General features: G+C 68.8%; 14 protein-coding genes. 2 read left to right on the top strand and 12 right to left on the bottom strand.

Annotation, left to right across the window (positions count from 1 at the left end; all coding sequences use genetic code 11):
• From BKN37_RS10110 to BKN37_RS10140, 7 genes are all read right to left on the bottom strand, one after another.
• Positions 1-454: phosphotransferase (locus tag BKN37_RS10110; protein WP_165618315.1), on the bottom strand; the 454-nt coding region annotated here is incomplete at its 3' end.
• Entirely contained in the window at positions 454-1,692 is a 1,239-nt protein-coding gene (locus BKN37_RS10115) for an acyl-CoA dehydrogenase family protein (RefSeq protein ID WP_071025088.1), read from the bottom strand. The genes BKN37_RS10115 and BKN37_RS10110, both read right to left, overlap by 1 nt.
• Positions 1,693-1,710: 18 nt before the next feature.
• Positions 1,711-2,331 carry a TetR/AcrR family transcriptional regulator gene (locus BKN37_RS10120; protein ID WP_071025090.1) on the bottom strand — a complete coding sequence of 207 codons (621 nt, stop codon included), beginning with the start codon at positions 2,329-2,331 and terminating at the stop codon, positions 1,711-1,713.
• The gene (locus tag BKN37_RS10125; RefSeq protein WP_071025092.1) at positions 2,321-3,238 is read right to left on the bottom strand and encodes a hydroxymethylglutaryl-CoA lyase; all 918 of its coding nucleotides are present in this window, start codon (positions 3,236-3,238) and stop codon (positions 2,321-2,323) included. Before BKN37_RS10125 ends, BKN37_RS10120 begins: the two co-directional genes overlap by 11 nt.
• On the bottom strand, positions 3,235-4,440 hold the full coding sequence (locus BKN37_RS10130) for a CaiB/BaiF CoA transferase family protein (RefSeq protein WP_071025094.1): 1,206 nt from the start codon (positions 4,438-4,440) through the stop codon (positions 3,235-3,237). The genes BKN37_RS10125 and BKN37_RS10130 overlap by 4 nt, the downstream gene beginning before the upstream one ends.
• The gene (locus BKN37_RS10135) at positions 4,437-5,615 is read right to left on the bottom strand and encodes an alpha/beta hydrolase family protein (protein WP_071025096.1); all 1,179 of its coding nucleotides are present in this window, start codon (positions 5,613-5,615) and stop codon (positions 4,437-4,439) included. Before BKN37_RS10135 ends, BKN37_RS10130 begins: the two co-directional genes overlap by 4 nt.
• The gene (locus BKN37_RS10140) at positions 5,612-6,706 is read right to left on the bottom strand and encodes a homogentisate 1,2-dioxygenase (RefSeq protein WP_071025098.1); all 1,095 of its coding nucleotides are present in this window, start codon (positions 6,704-6,706) and stop codon (positions 5,612-5,614) included. The genes BKN37_RS10135 and BKN37_RS10140 overlap by 4 nt, the downstream gene beginning before the upstream one ends.
• A gap of 173 nt (positions 6,707-6,879) precedes the next feature.
• On the opposite strand from BKN37_RS10140, the gene BKN37_RS10145 reads away from it, so the two are divergent.
• Entirely contained in the window at positions 6,880-7,788 is a 909-nt protein-coding gene (locus BKN37_RS10145) for an oxygenase MpaB family protein (RefSeq protein WP_071025100.1), read from the top strand.
• A gap of 81 nt (positions 7,789-7,869) precedes the next feature.
• Here the strand turns inward: BKN37_RS10145 and BKN37_RS10150 are convergent, their stop codons facing one another.
• On the bottom strand, positions 7,870-8,652 hold the full coding sequence (locus tag BKN37_RS10150) for a crotonase/enoyl-CoA hydratase family protein (protein ID WP_071025102.1): 783 nt from the start codon (positions 8,650-8,652) through the stop codon (positions 7,870-7,872).
• Positions 8,653-8,699: 47 nt separating this feature from the next.
• Here BKN37_RS10150 and BKN37_RS10155 point away from each other — a divergent pair, with 47 nt between their 5' ends.
• Positions 8,700-9,293, top strand: a complete 594-nt coding sequence (locus BKN37_RS10155) for a TetR/AcrR family transcriptional regulator (protein WP_071025104.1) — start codon at positions 8,700-8,702, stop codon at positions 9,291-9,293.
• A 115-nt stretch (positions 9,294-9,408) separates the two neighbouring features.
• On the opposite strand, the gene BKN37_RS10160 is transcribed toward BKN37_RS10155, so the two are convergent.
• From BKN37_RS10160 to hisN, 4 genes are all read right to left on the bottom strand, one after another.
• The gene (locus BKN37_RS10160) at positions 9,409-10,623 is read right to left on the bottom strand and encodes an acyl-CoA dehydrogenase family protein (protein ID WP_071025106.1); all 1,215 of its coding nucleotides are present in this window, start codon (positions 10,621-10,623) and stop codon (positions 9,409-9,411) included.
• 32 nt (positions 10,624-10,655) lie between these two features.
• The gene (locus tag BKN37_RS10165; protein ID WP_071025108.1) at positions 10,656-12,047 is read right to left on the bottom strand and encodes an acyl-CoA dehydrogenase family protein; all 1,392 of its coding nucleotides are present in this window, start codon (positions 12,045-12,047) and stop codon (positions 10,656-10,658) included.
• A gap of 99 nt (positions 12,048-12,146) precedes the next feature.
• The gene (amrS, locus tag BKN37_RS10170) at positions 12,147-13,214 is read right to left on the bottom strand and encodes an AmmeMemoRadiSam system radical SAM enzyme (RefSeq protein WP_071025156.1); all 1,068 of its coding nucleotides are present in this window, start codon (positions 13,212-13,214) and stop codon (positions 12,147-12,149) included.
• A gap of 38 nt (positions 13,215-13,252) precedes the next feature.
• On the bottom strand, positions 13,253-14,032 hold the full coding sequence (gene hisN / locus BKN37_RS10175; protein ID WP_071025110.1) for a histidinol-phosphatase: 780 nt from the start codon (positions 14,030-14,032) through the stop codon (positions 13,253-13,255).
• Between the last annotated feature and the right edge of the window lie 14 nt (positions 14,033-14,046).

Consider the following 14,046-nt stretch of genomic DNA (forward strand, 5'->3'; position numbering starts at 1 on the left):
CCCCCCCCCCACCCCGGCCGCCCCGCCCGGGGCACGCCCCCCCGCCCCGCGCGCGCCGCCGCGGCCCCCCGGCCCGCCCGGCGTCCCCGTCGGCGCCGTCGAGGTGGCGGAAGATGCGCCGGACGATGGTTTCGCCGCCGACCGCATCGCAGATCAAAAACGGGTTGCCCAGCGCGGCGGTGGAATTGTCGGCGACCAGGATGTGCGGGACGGGCGCTCCGGCCGCCGCGGCGGCGCCCTGGGCGCGCGCTTCCAGCTCCATGCTGGCGTGCACGTCATCGGGCGGACCGGTGCGCAGGATCAGCGCCCGCCGGCCGTGGTCGGTGACCGCGTCGAACGCCCACGTGGTGCGGCTCGCGCCACCGGTCAACGCCCGCAGGTCGGCGATCGTCACCGGACCGAGCGCCGGCGCGAGCACCGCGGGAAGCCGGGTGGACAACGCGTCGGGGGTCATCACCGCTTGTCAAACCCGAACAGTCGCTGCGCGACCCGACGAATCTGAATCTCCTCGGCGCCCTCGGTGATCCGGTAGCGGCGGTGGTGGCGGTAGATGTGTTCGAACGGCTCGTGGCGGCTGTAGCCCAGGCCGCCGAAGATCTGCATGGCCCGGTCCGCGGCATCGCAGACCAGCCGGTTGGCGCGGTAGTTGGCCATCGACACCTTGTCGGACACCTCCAGGTGGTGGTCGCGGTCCAGGTGCCAGGCCGCGTAATACACCAGCAGCCGCACCATTTGGGCCTCGGTCTGCAGCTCGGCCAGCGGCCACTGCACGGCCTGGTTGATCGACAGCGGCTTGCCGAACACGTTGCGTTCGGTCGCGTACTCGGCGGCGCGGTTGATGCAGTATTGGGCGGCGCCCAGGCTGGACGCCGCTTGCCGAATCCGGTTCTCGTGCAGGAACGTCTGGGCCACCTCCAGGCCGCGGTCCACCTCACCGAGCACCGCGTCGGCGGGTACCCGGACGTCGTTGAGTTCGACTTCGCCGTGGTCGCTGGGCATGTTGAACGTCCACCAGTAGTACGGGACATGGAAACCCGGCGCGTCGGTGGGCACCAGGAACGCGGTGATGCCCCGCGCGGACCCGGGGTCCCCCGAGGTGCGGGCGAAGATCAGATCGTGGGTGGCGCGGTGCACCCCGGTGTTGAACCGTTTGTGGCCGTTGATCACCCAGCCGTCACCGTCGGGTTCGGCGTGGGTCTCCAGCCAGGTCGCGTCGGACCCGTGCTTGGGTTCGGTCAGGCCGAACGCCATCGAGCGCTCCCCGGTGATCAACGCCTCCGACCACACCCGGCGCTGCGCGTGGGTGCCGAAGTGCTCCATCATGATCACTTGCGGGAAGTTCCCGACGATCGACGACTCATTTTGCAGGTCGTTGTGTAAACCAAGCCCCTTGGCGGCCAGGTGTTCGCGGATCACGGCCATGTCGAGGTTGGTGCCATCGCGGCCACCCAGCGAGGACGGCAACCCGTAACGCAGCCAGCCGGCCCGGTCGGCCCGCCGGCGCATCTCGGCAAGCAGGTCCTCCCACTCCCGCGTGGGGATGCCGTCGTTATCCCAGTCGGTGCGGGCATGTTCTCGACGGTGATCGAAGTACTGCATGTTCTCGGCCTGCAGCGGCGCGATCTCGCGTTCGATGAACGCGTCCATCTCGGTGAGCAGCCGCGGAAGGTGATCGGGCAAAGTGAAATCCACGCTGATTTCCTTTCTGGGCTAGAAGCCGTACAGGGTCTTTTTCCAGATCGTCGACAAGGTGGCGACCGCTTCGGCGTCGCTGATCGTCAGGCCCAGGCTAGAGGGGCCGGCGACCACGGTGGTGAAGTTCTCGAACAGCAACGCGATCGCCGCCGCGGTGTGCTCGGGGTTCAGGTCGCGGCCGTAGCCTTGCTGCTGGGCGTGCCGCACCGACGCCGCGACGATGTCGATGCCAAAACGCCGGAATTCATTCTGGACCGCGGCGAATCGCTGTTGGGTGGCCGCCAGCTGGGCCACCGCGATCATGATGCCGATGTTTTGCTTGAACATATTCCAGTAGCCGGTGACCACCGAGGTGAAAAACTCGGTGTCCTCCGGGGAGTCCGGGAGCCGGACGCTCAGCCCCGACGGCGCGACCACCTCGTGCAGAAACGATTCCGCCAGCGCGGCCAGCAGGTCTTCCTTGTCGGCGAAGTAGCGGTAGAACACCGCGGGGGACTTGCCCGCCGCCGAGGTGATATCCGCCAACGTGGCCCCGTGAAACCCGCGCTTGGCGAACAGTTTCCGAGCCGCCTGTTCGATGGCCTGCCGGGTCTGGCGGCCCTTCGAACTGAGCACGCGCTCCGCGTCAGCGGTCATCGTCCGCGGGCAGTTTCCGGTCGCCGGCCCGCAGCACGGCGCCGGGCAGGTCGTGCCCGACCACCGCCTTGGCGGTCTCGGCGGCGGCGATGGCGGCCGGCAGGTCGATATTCGTTTCGATGCCGCTGTCCCGCAGCAGGTAGACCAGATCCTCGGTGGCGATATTGCCGGTGGCGCCGGGGGCGAACGGGCAGCCGCCCAGCCCGCCCACCGAGGCGTCCAGCCGGGTGACGCCGGCGCTCACCGCGGCGTAGGCGCTGGCCAGCCCGGCGCCGCGGGTGTTGTGGAAATGGCCGCCCAACGGGATTCCGTCGATGACCGGGCGCAGCGCGGCGATCAGGTCGGTGACCCGGCGCGGTGTGGTGGTGCCGATGGTGTCGGCGATGGACAGTCGATCCACACCGAGTTCGGTTGCCGCCGCAGCGATGTCAATCACACGTTGCGGCGGGGTGGGCCCCTCGAACGGGCAGTCCCAGGCGGTGGCGATGATGACCTCCACCGACGCGTCGGCCTGGTGGGCGATACGGGTGATGTCGGCGATCGCGGCGGTAGCCTCCGCGGTGGGCCGGCCCACATTGGTCTGGCTGAAGGTATCGGTAGCGCAGACGACGTATTCGATCGACTTCAGGCCGGCCGCGATGGCCCGGCTGGCGCCGCCGGGACTGGCCACCAGCGCGGAGAACGCGATGTCGGGGTAGCGCCACAGCTCGGCGGCCAGCTCGGCGGCGTCGGCCAGCGCCGGCACCTTGGTGGGCGACACGAACGAGGTGACTTCGACCTCCCGGACACCGGTGGCGGCGACGGCGGCGAGCAGGTCGAGTTTGGCGGCCAGCGGGACCGGCTGCTCGATCTGCAGGCCGTCCCGCAGCGATACCTCCCGGATGGTGACGTGTTTGGGCAGGGTCATAGCACCCCCTCGGCGCGCAGTGTCTCGAGCTGCTCGGCGGTCTTGCCGAGCAGCCCGGCGTAGATCTCGTCATTGTGCTGGCCGGGTCTGGCCGGCCCGGCGTTGCGGACGCTGCCCGGGGATTCGGAGAGCACCGGCACAATCCCGGGACCCAAAACGGTCCGCTCAACCCTCTCGTCATAGTGTTCGGCGATCATGCCGCGCGCCCGCAGCTGCGGGTCGGCGACCACCTCGGCGACGGTATTGATCGGCCCCGCAATCACTCCGGCGGCCGAGAGGGTTTCGATGATCTCGCCGGGCTGGCGGGCGGCGGCCCAGGCGCCGATGAGGGCGTCCAGCTCGTCCTGGTTGCGGCCGCGGGCGTTATGGGTGGCGAACCGGGGGTCGGTGGCCAGCTCCGGTTGGCCCATCGCCTTGCACAGCCGGCCGAACACGGTGTCTTGGTTGGCGGCGATCACCACCCAGCTGCCGTCGGCGGACTGGTAGATGTTCGACGGCGCGATGCCCTCCAGCCGGGTGCCCGACGGGCCGCGCACCACCCCGCCGACGTCGTAGTCGGGGATGGTGGATTCTTGGATGGCCAAACAGGATTCGGTCAGTGCGGCGTCGACCACCTGACCCACACCGGTCACGGTGCGTCGATACAGTGCCGCCAGCGCGCCCTGCGCGGCGAACATGCCGGCCAGGCTGTCGCCCAGCGACAGCGCCAGCCGCGGCGGCGGGCCGCCGGGAAAACCGTTCATGTGGCGCAGCCCGCTGGCCGCCTCGGCCACCGACGCATAGCCGGCCTTATGCGCCTCTGGACCGGTCTGCCCGTAACCGGACACCCGCACCAAGATGATGCCCTTGTTGCGTTCGGCGAGCACGTCGTAGCCCAGGTTCCAGCGTTCCAGGGTGCCCGGCCGGAAGTTCTCCACGATGATGTCGCAGCGGTCCACCAGCTCCAGGAACAGCTCCCGGCCGGCTTCTGTGCGCAGGTCCAGGGTGATGGCCTTCTTGTTGCGGGCGTGCACGGTCCAGAAGAAATGATGCCCGTCGAGTTCGGCTTGGCCCCAGGTGCGCAACGGGTCCGGGGCGCTCGGCAACTCGATTTTGATCACCTCGGCGCCCAGGTCGCCGAGCAGCCGACCGGCGAACGGGCCGGAGATCAGCGTGCCGAGTTCGATGACCCGGATGCCGTCCAGGGCGCCGGTCGGGGTCACGTGCCGGCGCTCGCGAAGTCGTGTCGCACCAGCCAGTCGGTGACGATGCCGACCGCCTGGCGCAGGGTGCCACGCTGCTCGGGACCGGCGTAATAGTGGTTGGCGCCGGGGATCTCGTGCATCTCCTTGTCCGGGTGGCCGATCGCCTCGAACAGCCGGCGGGTGTGGCTGGGTGTGCAGGCGTCGTCGGCCAGGTTGCCGATCACCAGCGCGGGCACCGCGATGTCGCGGCCGCAGTCCACCCCGTCGCCGTGGGCGTCGTCGTAGCTCCACTGCGACAGCCAGCTGCGCAGCGTGCAGAACCGGGCCAACCCGACCGGGCTCATGTTCACCACTTGAGGATCACCCAGATAGCAGGTGCCCGGGGTGCGTTCGTTCGGATCGACCGTCGGGTCCAGCCAGCGCGGGTCGGCCATGGTGCCGTGCACGACGAACGCGAACTCGTCGTCGGGGCGCCCGGCGGCCTTCAGCTCGGCCAGCTTGTCCTTGACCCAGGCGGTGATCCGGCGGTTGCGGTCGATCTGCGCCTGCCGGTAGCGGTCCAGGAACTCGGCGCTATACGGCGGCTGGTTGGGGTTATCCGGGTTGTACAGGTCCAATTCCGGGTCGCGCTGCGTCGGATCGGCCTCGTCGAGGATGGAGGCGTCGAGCCATTCGGTCATGGTGCCGTGCCGGCTGATGTGCGCGGCCAGCAGCATGATCCCGTCGGCGGGGATCAGGCCCAGTTGGGTCAGATCCGGGCCGTCGCCGGACGGGCTGGCCGTCACCGTCGGCTTTTGCGCCTGCTGTTGGTAGAACAGCGACAGCGACCCGCCGCCGCTCCAGCCGGCCAGCACCACCTTGGTGTAGCCCAGCCGGCTCTTGGCGTCCTTGATGCATTCGCCGAGGTCTTGGACCACCTTCTCCATCAGCAGCGCGGAGTCGGTGCCGCGGAACCGGCTGTTGCAGTAGATGACGTGGTGGCCGGCGCGGGCCAGGCCGTTGATCATCGGCAGGTAGGCGCCGCCGCCGATCGGGTGCATGAACACCAGCACGGTGTCGCTCGGGGTGTCCTTGGGTTTGAGCAGGTAGCTTTCCAGCACCACCAGTTCGGCCACCCCGCCATAGACGTCGCGGACGCTCGAATCATTCTGGTAGGCAACCAGATAGGGGATGCGGTCGTAGTCGTGTTTCACGCGTGTTGTCCCAGGTCGTTGGCCAGTACTTCGGGGGAGGGGGTGAGCCGGCGGCGGGTGTCGACGGCGATCACCTGCCAGTCGACTTTCGCGTACTCGTCGAACTTGCGCCGCGCCCGTTCCCGCGCCTTCTCCGGGGCGCCGTGGTGCACCCCCTGCGGCGCGTGGGTGATCAGGCCCGGCGGCATCGGGATGCCGTACAGCGATCCGCCGTGGAAGAACGCGATCTCGTCGTAGTCGACGTTGCGGTGATACCACGGGGTGCGTTCGGTGCCGGGCACCCCCTCGGCCGGTTTGGGCAGAAAGTTCATCACGCACACCCCGGTGGCCTGCATGAACAGGTGCACCGTCGGCGGCAGGTGCACCGAATCGGAGGTGATCACGTTGTAGTCGGCGATGTTGAAGGTGAACGCGAAATTGTCGCCGCGCCAGCCTTCGACGTCGATCGGGTGGTGTTGGTAGGTCAGCGTTGTCGGGCCGCCGTCGTGGATCAGCCGCACCGGGTACTCGTCGCGGCCGTCGCCCTCGATCGGCGCCGGTTCGGGGATGGTGACCTGGGACGGGTCGAACGGGAAGTGGCGGCCGAGCGCACCCGGAGGCGGTACCCGGAACTCGTCGGTGGCCTCGATCATCAGCAGCGTGGTCTCAGCCGCGGGTAGTTGGCGCCAAGTGGTCGCCTTGGGCAGGTAGATCCAGTCGCCGTCGTGGTAGGGCAGCGGGCCGAACTCGGTCTCCAAGAGCCCGGACCCGGTGTGCACGAAGCACAGCAGGTCGCCGTCGACATGACGGACGTGGAACGGCATTTCCTGGCTGCGGCGCGACAGCGAGATGCGGCAGTCCGGGTTGGAAAACAACAGCAACGGCCCGCCGGTAGCGTCGGTGGCGTCGCTGGGTTTGAGTTCGGAGGACAGCACGTCGACGGGGCGCAGCGGACCGTCGGCACGGTAGGCGGTGGGGTCGTGGCGCCGGTACATATTGGCGGTGCGGCCGGTGAACCCGCCGCGGCCCAGTTCGTCGTCCTTGAGGCCGTCGAGGTCGGCGTGCAGCCGTCTGGGTGTGGTGCCTTTGCGCAGGTGGACGAAGGATTCCATCGGTGACTCCCGGTGTCGGCGCCGTAAAACTGAAAGCGACATTACTTTTTGTTTCCGGTGTGGGCAAGGGCGGGTTTTCGGTGCGCAGCGGGTGTCGTGACCATCTCGACAACGAGCGTTGTCATCGATAGGGTCGGCGGTGATGCGCCAGCAATCCCAGGGGAGCGGTGGTTATGGGCAGTCCGGTCGCCAGCGACGGGGTTGAGCTCGGTTCGCAGTCGTTGCTGTGGCGGTGGGCCGGGGATATGCGCATCGCATTCGAGGGCGGCACCGCGGGGCTGCTGCAAACCATGCACCCGGCCATCGGGTACGCGCTCATCGAGCACTCCGACTTCTTCGACGATCCGGTCGACCGGGTGTTTCGCTCACTGCCCGGCATCCTCGGCACCGTCTACGACGGCCCGCAGGCCGCCGCCACCGGTGCTCGAGTCCGCGACGCCCACCGCGACATCAAGGGCGTCATGCCCGACGGGCAGCGCTATCACGCGCTGAACCCGTCCACCTACTGGTGGGCGCACGCCACCTTTCAGCGGATGGTGGACCGCGTTGCCGACCATTGGGACCGCCACCGGCTCACCGCGGCCGACCGTGACCAGCTCTACCGCGAGGGCTGCGAATGGTATCGCCGGTACGGGCTGGGTGATGCGGTGCTGCCGGCGGACCGTGCCGCGTTCGACGCCGAGACGGACCGGTACTGCCGGGAGGTGCTGCAACCCAACCCGGCGTCGGACTACCTGATCGAGTTCATCCAGCGTCGCGCCATTCCGGATATGAGCACTTCCCCGTTCTTTCCGATCCATCCACTGCTTAAACCCGCGGCCCAGATCCTGTTGCCGACGTGGCCGGTGCGCGCCGCGTTGGCGCCGCCGATGCGCCTGGTGATCTTCGGCGGCCTCCCCGCGGCGGTGCGTGCCCGGTTCGAGATCCCCTGGACGCGTGGCGATGAGCGGGCGTACCGGTTCGTGCGTGCGGTCATCCGGGCGGGTTGGCCCGCGGTTCCGGCGTCGCTGAAGTGGCACGGTGCGGCGCGGGCGGGCTGGCTGCGGGAGCGGGGACGGGTGCCGCGACGTTTTTCGAGCTAGTTCATGGGCGAGCGTGCGCCGAAACGGGTTTCGGCGCGGCGTGTCGGCCGGGGACACGCACGCTCGCGTGAGGGATGACCCTTAGCGGCCGACGAACTCGGCGGGGGTGCGGGTCACAAACGCCTGCACCCCGATCGCCGCATCCTCGGTCGTGAACAACCGCTGCACGCCCGGGACCAGGTCGGCTTCGGCGGCGGCCTCCCCGGCGCGGATGGCCTGCCGGGCGCTGCGCAGTGTGGCCTGCACGCCCAGGGGCGCCTGGCGGGCGATGGTGTGGGCGATGTCCAGGGCGCGCTGCAGGTGCTGGCCGTCGGCCACGACCTCCTGCACGATGCCGATGCGGTGCGCCTCGGCGGCATCGAAGGTCTCGGCGGTCAGCATCCAGCGCATCGCGTTGCCCCACCCCGCCGCGCGCGGGAACCGGATGGTGGCCCCACCGAACGGGTAAATGCCGCGGGCGATTTCGAGTTGGGCGAAGGTGGCCGACTCGGCCGCGACGGCGATGTCGGCGGCCAGCATCAGCTCAATGCCGAGGGTCAGCACCTTGCCGTGCACGGCGGCGACCAGCGGCTTGGACAGCTGCCGGCCGTCGACTTGCCACGGGTTGATGCCGCCGTCCGGGACGAGCGAGACGTTGTTTTGGATGTCGCCGGCCACGCTGGCCAGATCCAGTCCGGCGGTGAACATCGTGCCCTCGCCGTAGAGGACGCCGACGCGCACGGTGTCGTCGGCGTCGAGTTCACCGTATGCGGCGGCGAGTTCGCGCAGCATGGCGGCGTCGAACGCGTTGCGCTTCTCGGGCCGGTTGAGGCCGATGATCTGAACATGGCCGTCACGACGGACCTGCAGGGTTTCATAGCTCATGCGCTGCTAGACTAAATAGTCTAGACCAAATCGTCAAGAGGGATGTGATGGCCGCACCGGAAAAACCCCTGTCCCACAAGGAGCGACTGCTGCGGCAGGGCATGAAGTCGTTTTACGCCAACGGTTTCCACGGCACCACCGTCGATGCGATCCTGGACGCCTCCGGGGTGCCGAAAGGCTCCTTCTACCACCATTTCGGCTCCAAGGACGCGTTCGGTCTAGCCGTGCTGGACCGCTACATGCACCTGCAGCTCGACGCGTTGGCGCAGTGGACCGACGATGACACGCTGAGCACCACCGCCAAGCTCACCCGTTACTTCACCGGCCTCACCGAGGCCTTCGTCCACTCCGACTTTCAGCGGGCCTGCCTGGCCGGCAAGTTTTCCACCGAACTGGCGGCCAGCGCCGAGCCCTTCCGCACGCAACTGACCCACGCCCTCACCGAATGGCAGGCCGCGCTGACGCGGCTGCTGGCCGAGGGGCAACGCCGCGGCGACGTGCGTACCGATCGTTCCGCCGCGGAGCTGTCGCACAGCGTGCTGGCGCTGATCCAGGGGGCGTTCGTGATCGCCCTGTCGACCCGGGACACCGCGACGCTGGACGCGGTCTGCGCGACGTTCGCCCCGCTGCTCGAACCCTGAGCGCGCGCCCAGCGGCGCGAGCAGACGCAGATTCGCACGAATTCCGGTGGAATCGTGCGAATCTACGTCTGCTCGGCGAAGTGGCGGCGGCGAAGTGGCGCCGGGGTGGCCGGGGTTACTTGAGCTCGGCGGAGCTCAACCCCAGCAGCCGACGGGCCACCACCAGCTGCTGAATCTGCTGGGTGCCTTCGAAGATGTCCAGGATCTTCGAGTCGCGGGCCCACTTCTCCAGCAGCGTCTGCTCGGAATAGCCGACGGTGCCGGTCATTTCGACGGCCTTGAGGGTGATGTCGCTGGCCACCCGGGCGGCCTTGGCCTTGCCCATCGACGCCTCTTTGGAGTTGGGGATGTTGTTGTCGGCCTGCCACGCCGAGCGCACCGTCAACAGGTAGCCGGCTTCCCAGTCGGCCTCCAGCCGCAGGAACTCCGCGGCCGCGGCGCTTTGCGCGTGCGACGGCTTGTCGTAGGAGATCTCCACGCCGGCGTCGGTGAGGATCTTGCGCAGGTCCTCCAGCGCGGCCCGGCCGATGCCCACCGCCATCGCCGCGACGATCGGGCGGGTGTTGTCGAAGGTCTCCATCACCCCGGCGAAACCCTTGCCGGTGTCGATCTCCGGGCTGCCCAGCAGGTTGTCCTTGGGGATGCGGGCGTTGTCGAAGCGGATCACCGCGGTGTCGGAGGCCTTGATGCCCAGCTTCATCTCGAGGCGCTCCACGGTGACGCCCGGGTGCTCGCGCGGCACGATGAACGACTTGATCGCCGGGCGGCCCTTGGACTTGTCCAGCGTCGCCCACACCACAATGTGGCTGGCCCGCGACCCCGCGGTGACGAAGATCTTCTCGCCGTTGATCACGTACTCGTCACCGTCGAGGGTGGCCGTGGTGGTCACCGCCGCCGAGTCGGACCCGAAGCCCGGCTCGGTGATCGCCATCGCCGCCCACACCTTGCCCAGCCGCTTGAGCTGTTCGGGGGTGGCCACCGACGAGATCGCCGCGTTACCCAGCCCCTGGTAGGGCACCGACAACAGCAGCGCGACGTCGCCCCAGCTGATCTCCAGGGCGTTGACCAGCGCGGACATGTTGGCGCCGTTGCGGTTCTTGTCGGCGTCCTCGCCGGCGGTGAACGCCTCGGCGCCGGCGAACGCGAAGGCGTTGGCCTCCGAGATCCCCTCGAACAGGTTGGCCAGGGTGTCGAGCTCGACCGGATAGGCGTGTTCTTTTTCCTTCAGGTCGTATTTGCGCGAGATCGGCCGCAGCATCTCCGCGGCACCCTGATGCGCCTTCTCGATGACGTTTTGGAGCTTGCGGGGCATTTCCAGATTGATTGCCATGTCAGGACTTTCAGCTCAGGTGTCTAGGGGACTCAGATAAGGACGACGCCCTCGGCGACGCCGATGGCCCGCAGGTCGCGGTACCAGCGCTCGACCGGGTGTTCCTTGGTGTAGCCGTGGCCGCCGAGCAGCTGCACGCCGTCCAGGCCGATCTGCATGCCCTTGTCGGTGGCCAGCCGCTTGGCCAGCGCGGCCTCGCGGATGAACGGCAGGCCCTGCTCGGCGCGGGACGCGCCGCGCCAGGTGATCAGCCGCAGCCCGTCGAATTCGATGGCGATGTTGGCGCACATGAACGCCACCGCCTGCCGGTGCGCGATCGGCTCACCGAAGGCTTCGCGTTCCTTGACGTAGGGCACCACGTAGTCGAGCACCGCGTGGCAGGTCCCCACTGCCAGCGCCGCCCAACCCAGTCGGGACAGCGCGACGGCCTCCGAATAGTCGGCGTCGGTCGCGTCGTCCTCGCCCAGCCGTGCGCTCAGCGGCACCGACACCTGGTCCAGCTCCACCTGACCCAGCGCCGCGGCGCGGATCCCCATGCTCGGGTCGGCCTTGACCGTCAGGCCCGGAGACGACGACTCGACGATGAACAGGGCGGGCTTGCCGCCCAGCTGCGCGGCGACGATGAACAGTTCGGCATCGGCGGCCGCGGGCACCAGCGACTTGACGCCGTCGAGCCGGTAGCCGCTGGGGGTGCGCACCGCGGTGGTCTTGAGGTTGGTCGGGTCGAACAGCGGTTGCGGTTCGGCGATGGCCACACACGCCTGCGGGACGTTGTCGCCGGCGAACTCCTTGAGGTAGGTGGCCTGCTGGTCGGCGCTGCCCCAGTGGGTCAGCGCGGCGGCCACGCCGCCGGGGGCCAGGATCGGCAGCGCCAGACCCATGTCGCCGTAGGCCAGGGCCTCGGCCACCAGCACGTTGGTCACCGTGGAGCGGTGCGCGGCGATCCCGTCGAAGTCCTCGGGGATGTTGACCGCGGTGATGCCCAGCTCGGCGGCCTTGGTGATCAGCTCGGCCGGGTAGCTGGCCGTCTCGTCGGCGTCGTAGGCGGCCGGGCGCAGCACCTCGGCGGCGAACTCGTCGACGGTTTCGACGATGAGCTTCTGGTCCTCGTCGGGGGTCAGGTCGAAGTAATCCTGGCCGCTGGCCTTCAGCCGGGTCGGCCCGCCGCGCAGCCCCTGCACCCGCTTGAACTGGCGGGTGCTGGCCCCGGCCACCGAGAACGTCTGCTTGATGCCGTAGCGCAGCGCCCGGTTGAGCGGGTCACGCAGGTTGTATTTGTCCAGGAACTCCTGACCCACCAGCGGCGTGATCAGCGCCAGCCCGATGTCGGTGGCGGAACGCTTGTGTTTTTGCAGCCCGACGGCGCTTTCGCGGCCGGTCCGCTGCCGGCGTGCCTTGGAGCCGTTTGTCGCAGTGTTCGTCATGTCAGCAGCCTTCATCGTTGGGGAAGTGCGCGATAGACCGTATCTTACTCCAGAGTAAGGTACGGCGCATTTGTTAGGTAATTCACATCCGTGCCGCCCCTAAACCGGCAACCGCCGCCGCCCCCAGTGCCCGACCGGCCCGTCGTAGACCCCCGGCAGTCGCTGGCCGCAGGCCGTGCAGCGGCCGTCGTCGGTCAGCGCGTAGTGCCGCATCGCATACCAGTCGCGCACCACGACCGCCGTCCCGCAGCCCGGGCAGGTGGTGGTGCCCCCGGCGGGGTCGTGCACGTTGCCGGTGTAGACGAACCGCAGTCCGGCCGCCTGCCCGATAGCGCGCGCCCGGGTCAGCGTGGCCGACGGGGTAGGCGGGGTATCGCGCATCTTGTAGTCCGGATGAAAAGCGGTGAAATGCAACGGCACATCGGTGCCGAGATGCTCGGCGATCCACGCGCATTCGGCGGCGATCTCGGCGTCGCCGTCGTTGCGCCCCGGGATCAGCAGCGTGGTGATCTCCACCCACACCTCGGTTTGCTGCCGCAGGTACACCAGGGTGTCGAGCACATCGGCCAGATGCCCGACGCAGACCCGCCGGTAGAAGTCTTCGGTGAACGCCTTCACATCGACGTTGGCCGCGTCGATGTGGGAGTAGAACGCCGCGCGCGGCGCCGGGCACATGTAGCCGGCCGTCACCGCAATCGCTTTGATGCCCCGGTCATGACAGGCGTCGGCGACATCGGCGGCATACTCCCAGAAGATCACCGGGTCGTTGTAGGTGAAAGCCACACTGCGGCAACCCAGTTCGTCGGCGGCGGCGGCGATGGCGTCCGGTGTCGCCGCACGGGCCAAGGTGTCGACCTCGCGGGATTTGGAGATATCCCAGTTCTGGCAGAACTTGCAGGCCAGGTTGCAGCCCGCGGTGCCGAACGACAACACCGCCGACCCCGGCAGGAAGTGGTTGAGCGGCTTCTTTTCCACCGGGTCAACGCAAAACCCGCTGGAGCGCCCGTAGCTGGTGAGCACGATTTGGTCATCGGCGCGGGCGCGGACGAAACACAGGCCCCGCTGGCCGTCGTGCAGCCTGCAGGCCCGCGGGCACACGTCGCACTGAATCCGGCCGTCGTCGAGGCGATGCCAATGTTCGGTGGCGACGGTGAACGGATCATCCAGGCTGATGACGGTCATGGCGTGCCCTTGTGGGGGCCACGCTACTCCGCGGACAGCCTGCTCAGCACACCCTCGTGCAGGACGCCGTTGCTGGCCACCGCGCTGCCGCCGTGCGGGCCGGGGGTGCCCTCCAAGCTGGTGAACGTTCCGCCGGCCTCGCGCACCAGGATGTCCAGCGCCGCCAGATCCCACACCGAGACTTCCGGTTCGGCGGCGACGTCGACGGCGCCCTCGGCCACCAGGCAGTACGACCAGAAATCGCCGAAGGCCCGCACCCGCCACACCGCGTCGGTCAACGCCAGGAACCGGTCGCGCCGGCCCAGCGCGGCCCAGCCGGTCAGGCTGGAGAACGACAAACTGGCCGAGCCCAATTCGGTCACCGCCGACACCGACAACCGGCGGGGCGCCGCCGCGCCGACGGACCCGAACGCGCCCAGTCCCTGCCCGGCCCACCACCGCCGGCCCAAGGCGGGGGCGCTGACCACCCCGACGACCGGCACCCCGTCGGACAGCAGCGCGATCAAGCTCGCCCAAACCGGCACGCCGCGGACGAAGTTCTTGGTGCCGTCGATCGGGTCGATGATCCACTGCCGGCCGGTGAACGTGGTCTGTCCACCGAACTCCTCGCCGACGACGCTGTCGTCGGGCCGCTCGGCGGCGAGCACCTCCCGCAACGCCGCCTCGACCGATTGGTCGGCGTCGGTGACCGGGGTCAGATCCGGTTTGGTGTCCACCCGCAGGTCCTGCGCGCCGAAGCGGTCCAGCGTCAGCCGATCGGCCCGGTCGGCCAGGGCCAGCGCCAGCGTCATGTCCTGCATCATGGCTGCAGTCCTAC

The sequence above is a fragment of the Mycobacterium talmoniae genome (assembly GCF_001854525.1).
In the GTDB taxonomy this organism is placed as follows: domain Bacteria; phylum Actinomycetota; class Actinomycetes; order Mycobacteriales; family Mycobacteriaceae; genus Mycobacterium; species Mycobacterium talmoniae.

Bases quoted from the DNA above. Each gene is read 5' to 3' on its own strand.
- BKN37_RS10120 (WP_071025090.1), bottom strand. From the start codon at position 2,331: ATGACCGCTGACGCGGAGCGCGTGCTCAGTTCGAAGGGCCGCCAGACC.
- BKN37_RS10125 (WP_071025092.1), bottom strand. From the start codon at position 3,238: ATGACCCTGCCCAAACACGTCACCATCCGGGAGGTATCGCTGCGGGAC.
- BKN37_RS10140 (WP_071025098.1), bottom strand. From the start codon at position 6,706: ATGGAATCCTTCGTCCACCTGCGCAAAGGCACCACACCCAGACGGCTG.
- BKN37_RS10145 (WP_071025100.1), top strand. From the start codon at position 6,880: ATGGGCAGTCCGGTCGCCAGCGACGGGGTTGAGCTCGGTTCGCAGTCG.
- BKN37_RS10150 (WP_071025102.1), bottom strand. From the start codon at position 8,652: ATGAGCTATGAAACCCTGCAGGTCCGTCGTGACGGCCATGTTCAGATC.
- BKN37_RS10155 (WP_071025104.1), top strand. From the start codon at position 8,700: ATGGCCGCACCGGAAAAACCCCTGTCCCACAAGGAGCGACTGCTGCGG.
- BKN37_RS10160 (WP_071025106.1), bottom strand. From the start codon at position 10,623: ATGGCAATCAATCTGGAAATGCCCCGCAAGCTCCAAAACGTCATCGAG.
- BKN37_RS10165 (WP_071025108.1), bottom strand. From the start codon at position 12,047: ATGACGAACACTGCGACAAACGGCTCCAAGGCACGCCGGCAGCGGACC.
- hisN (WP_071025110.1), bottom strand. From the start codon at position 14,032: ATGATGCAGGACATGACGCTGGCGCTGGCCCTGGCCGACCGGGCCGAT.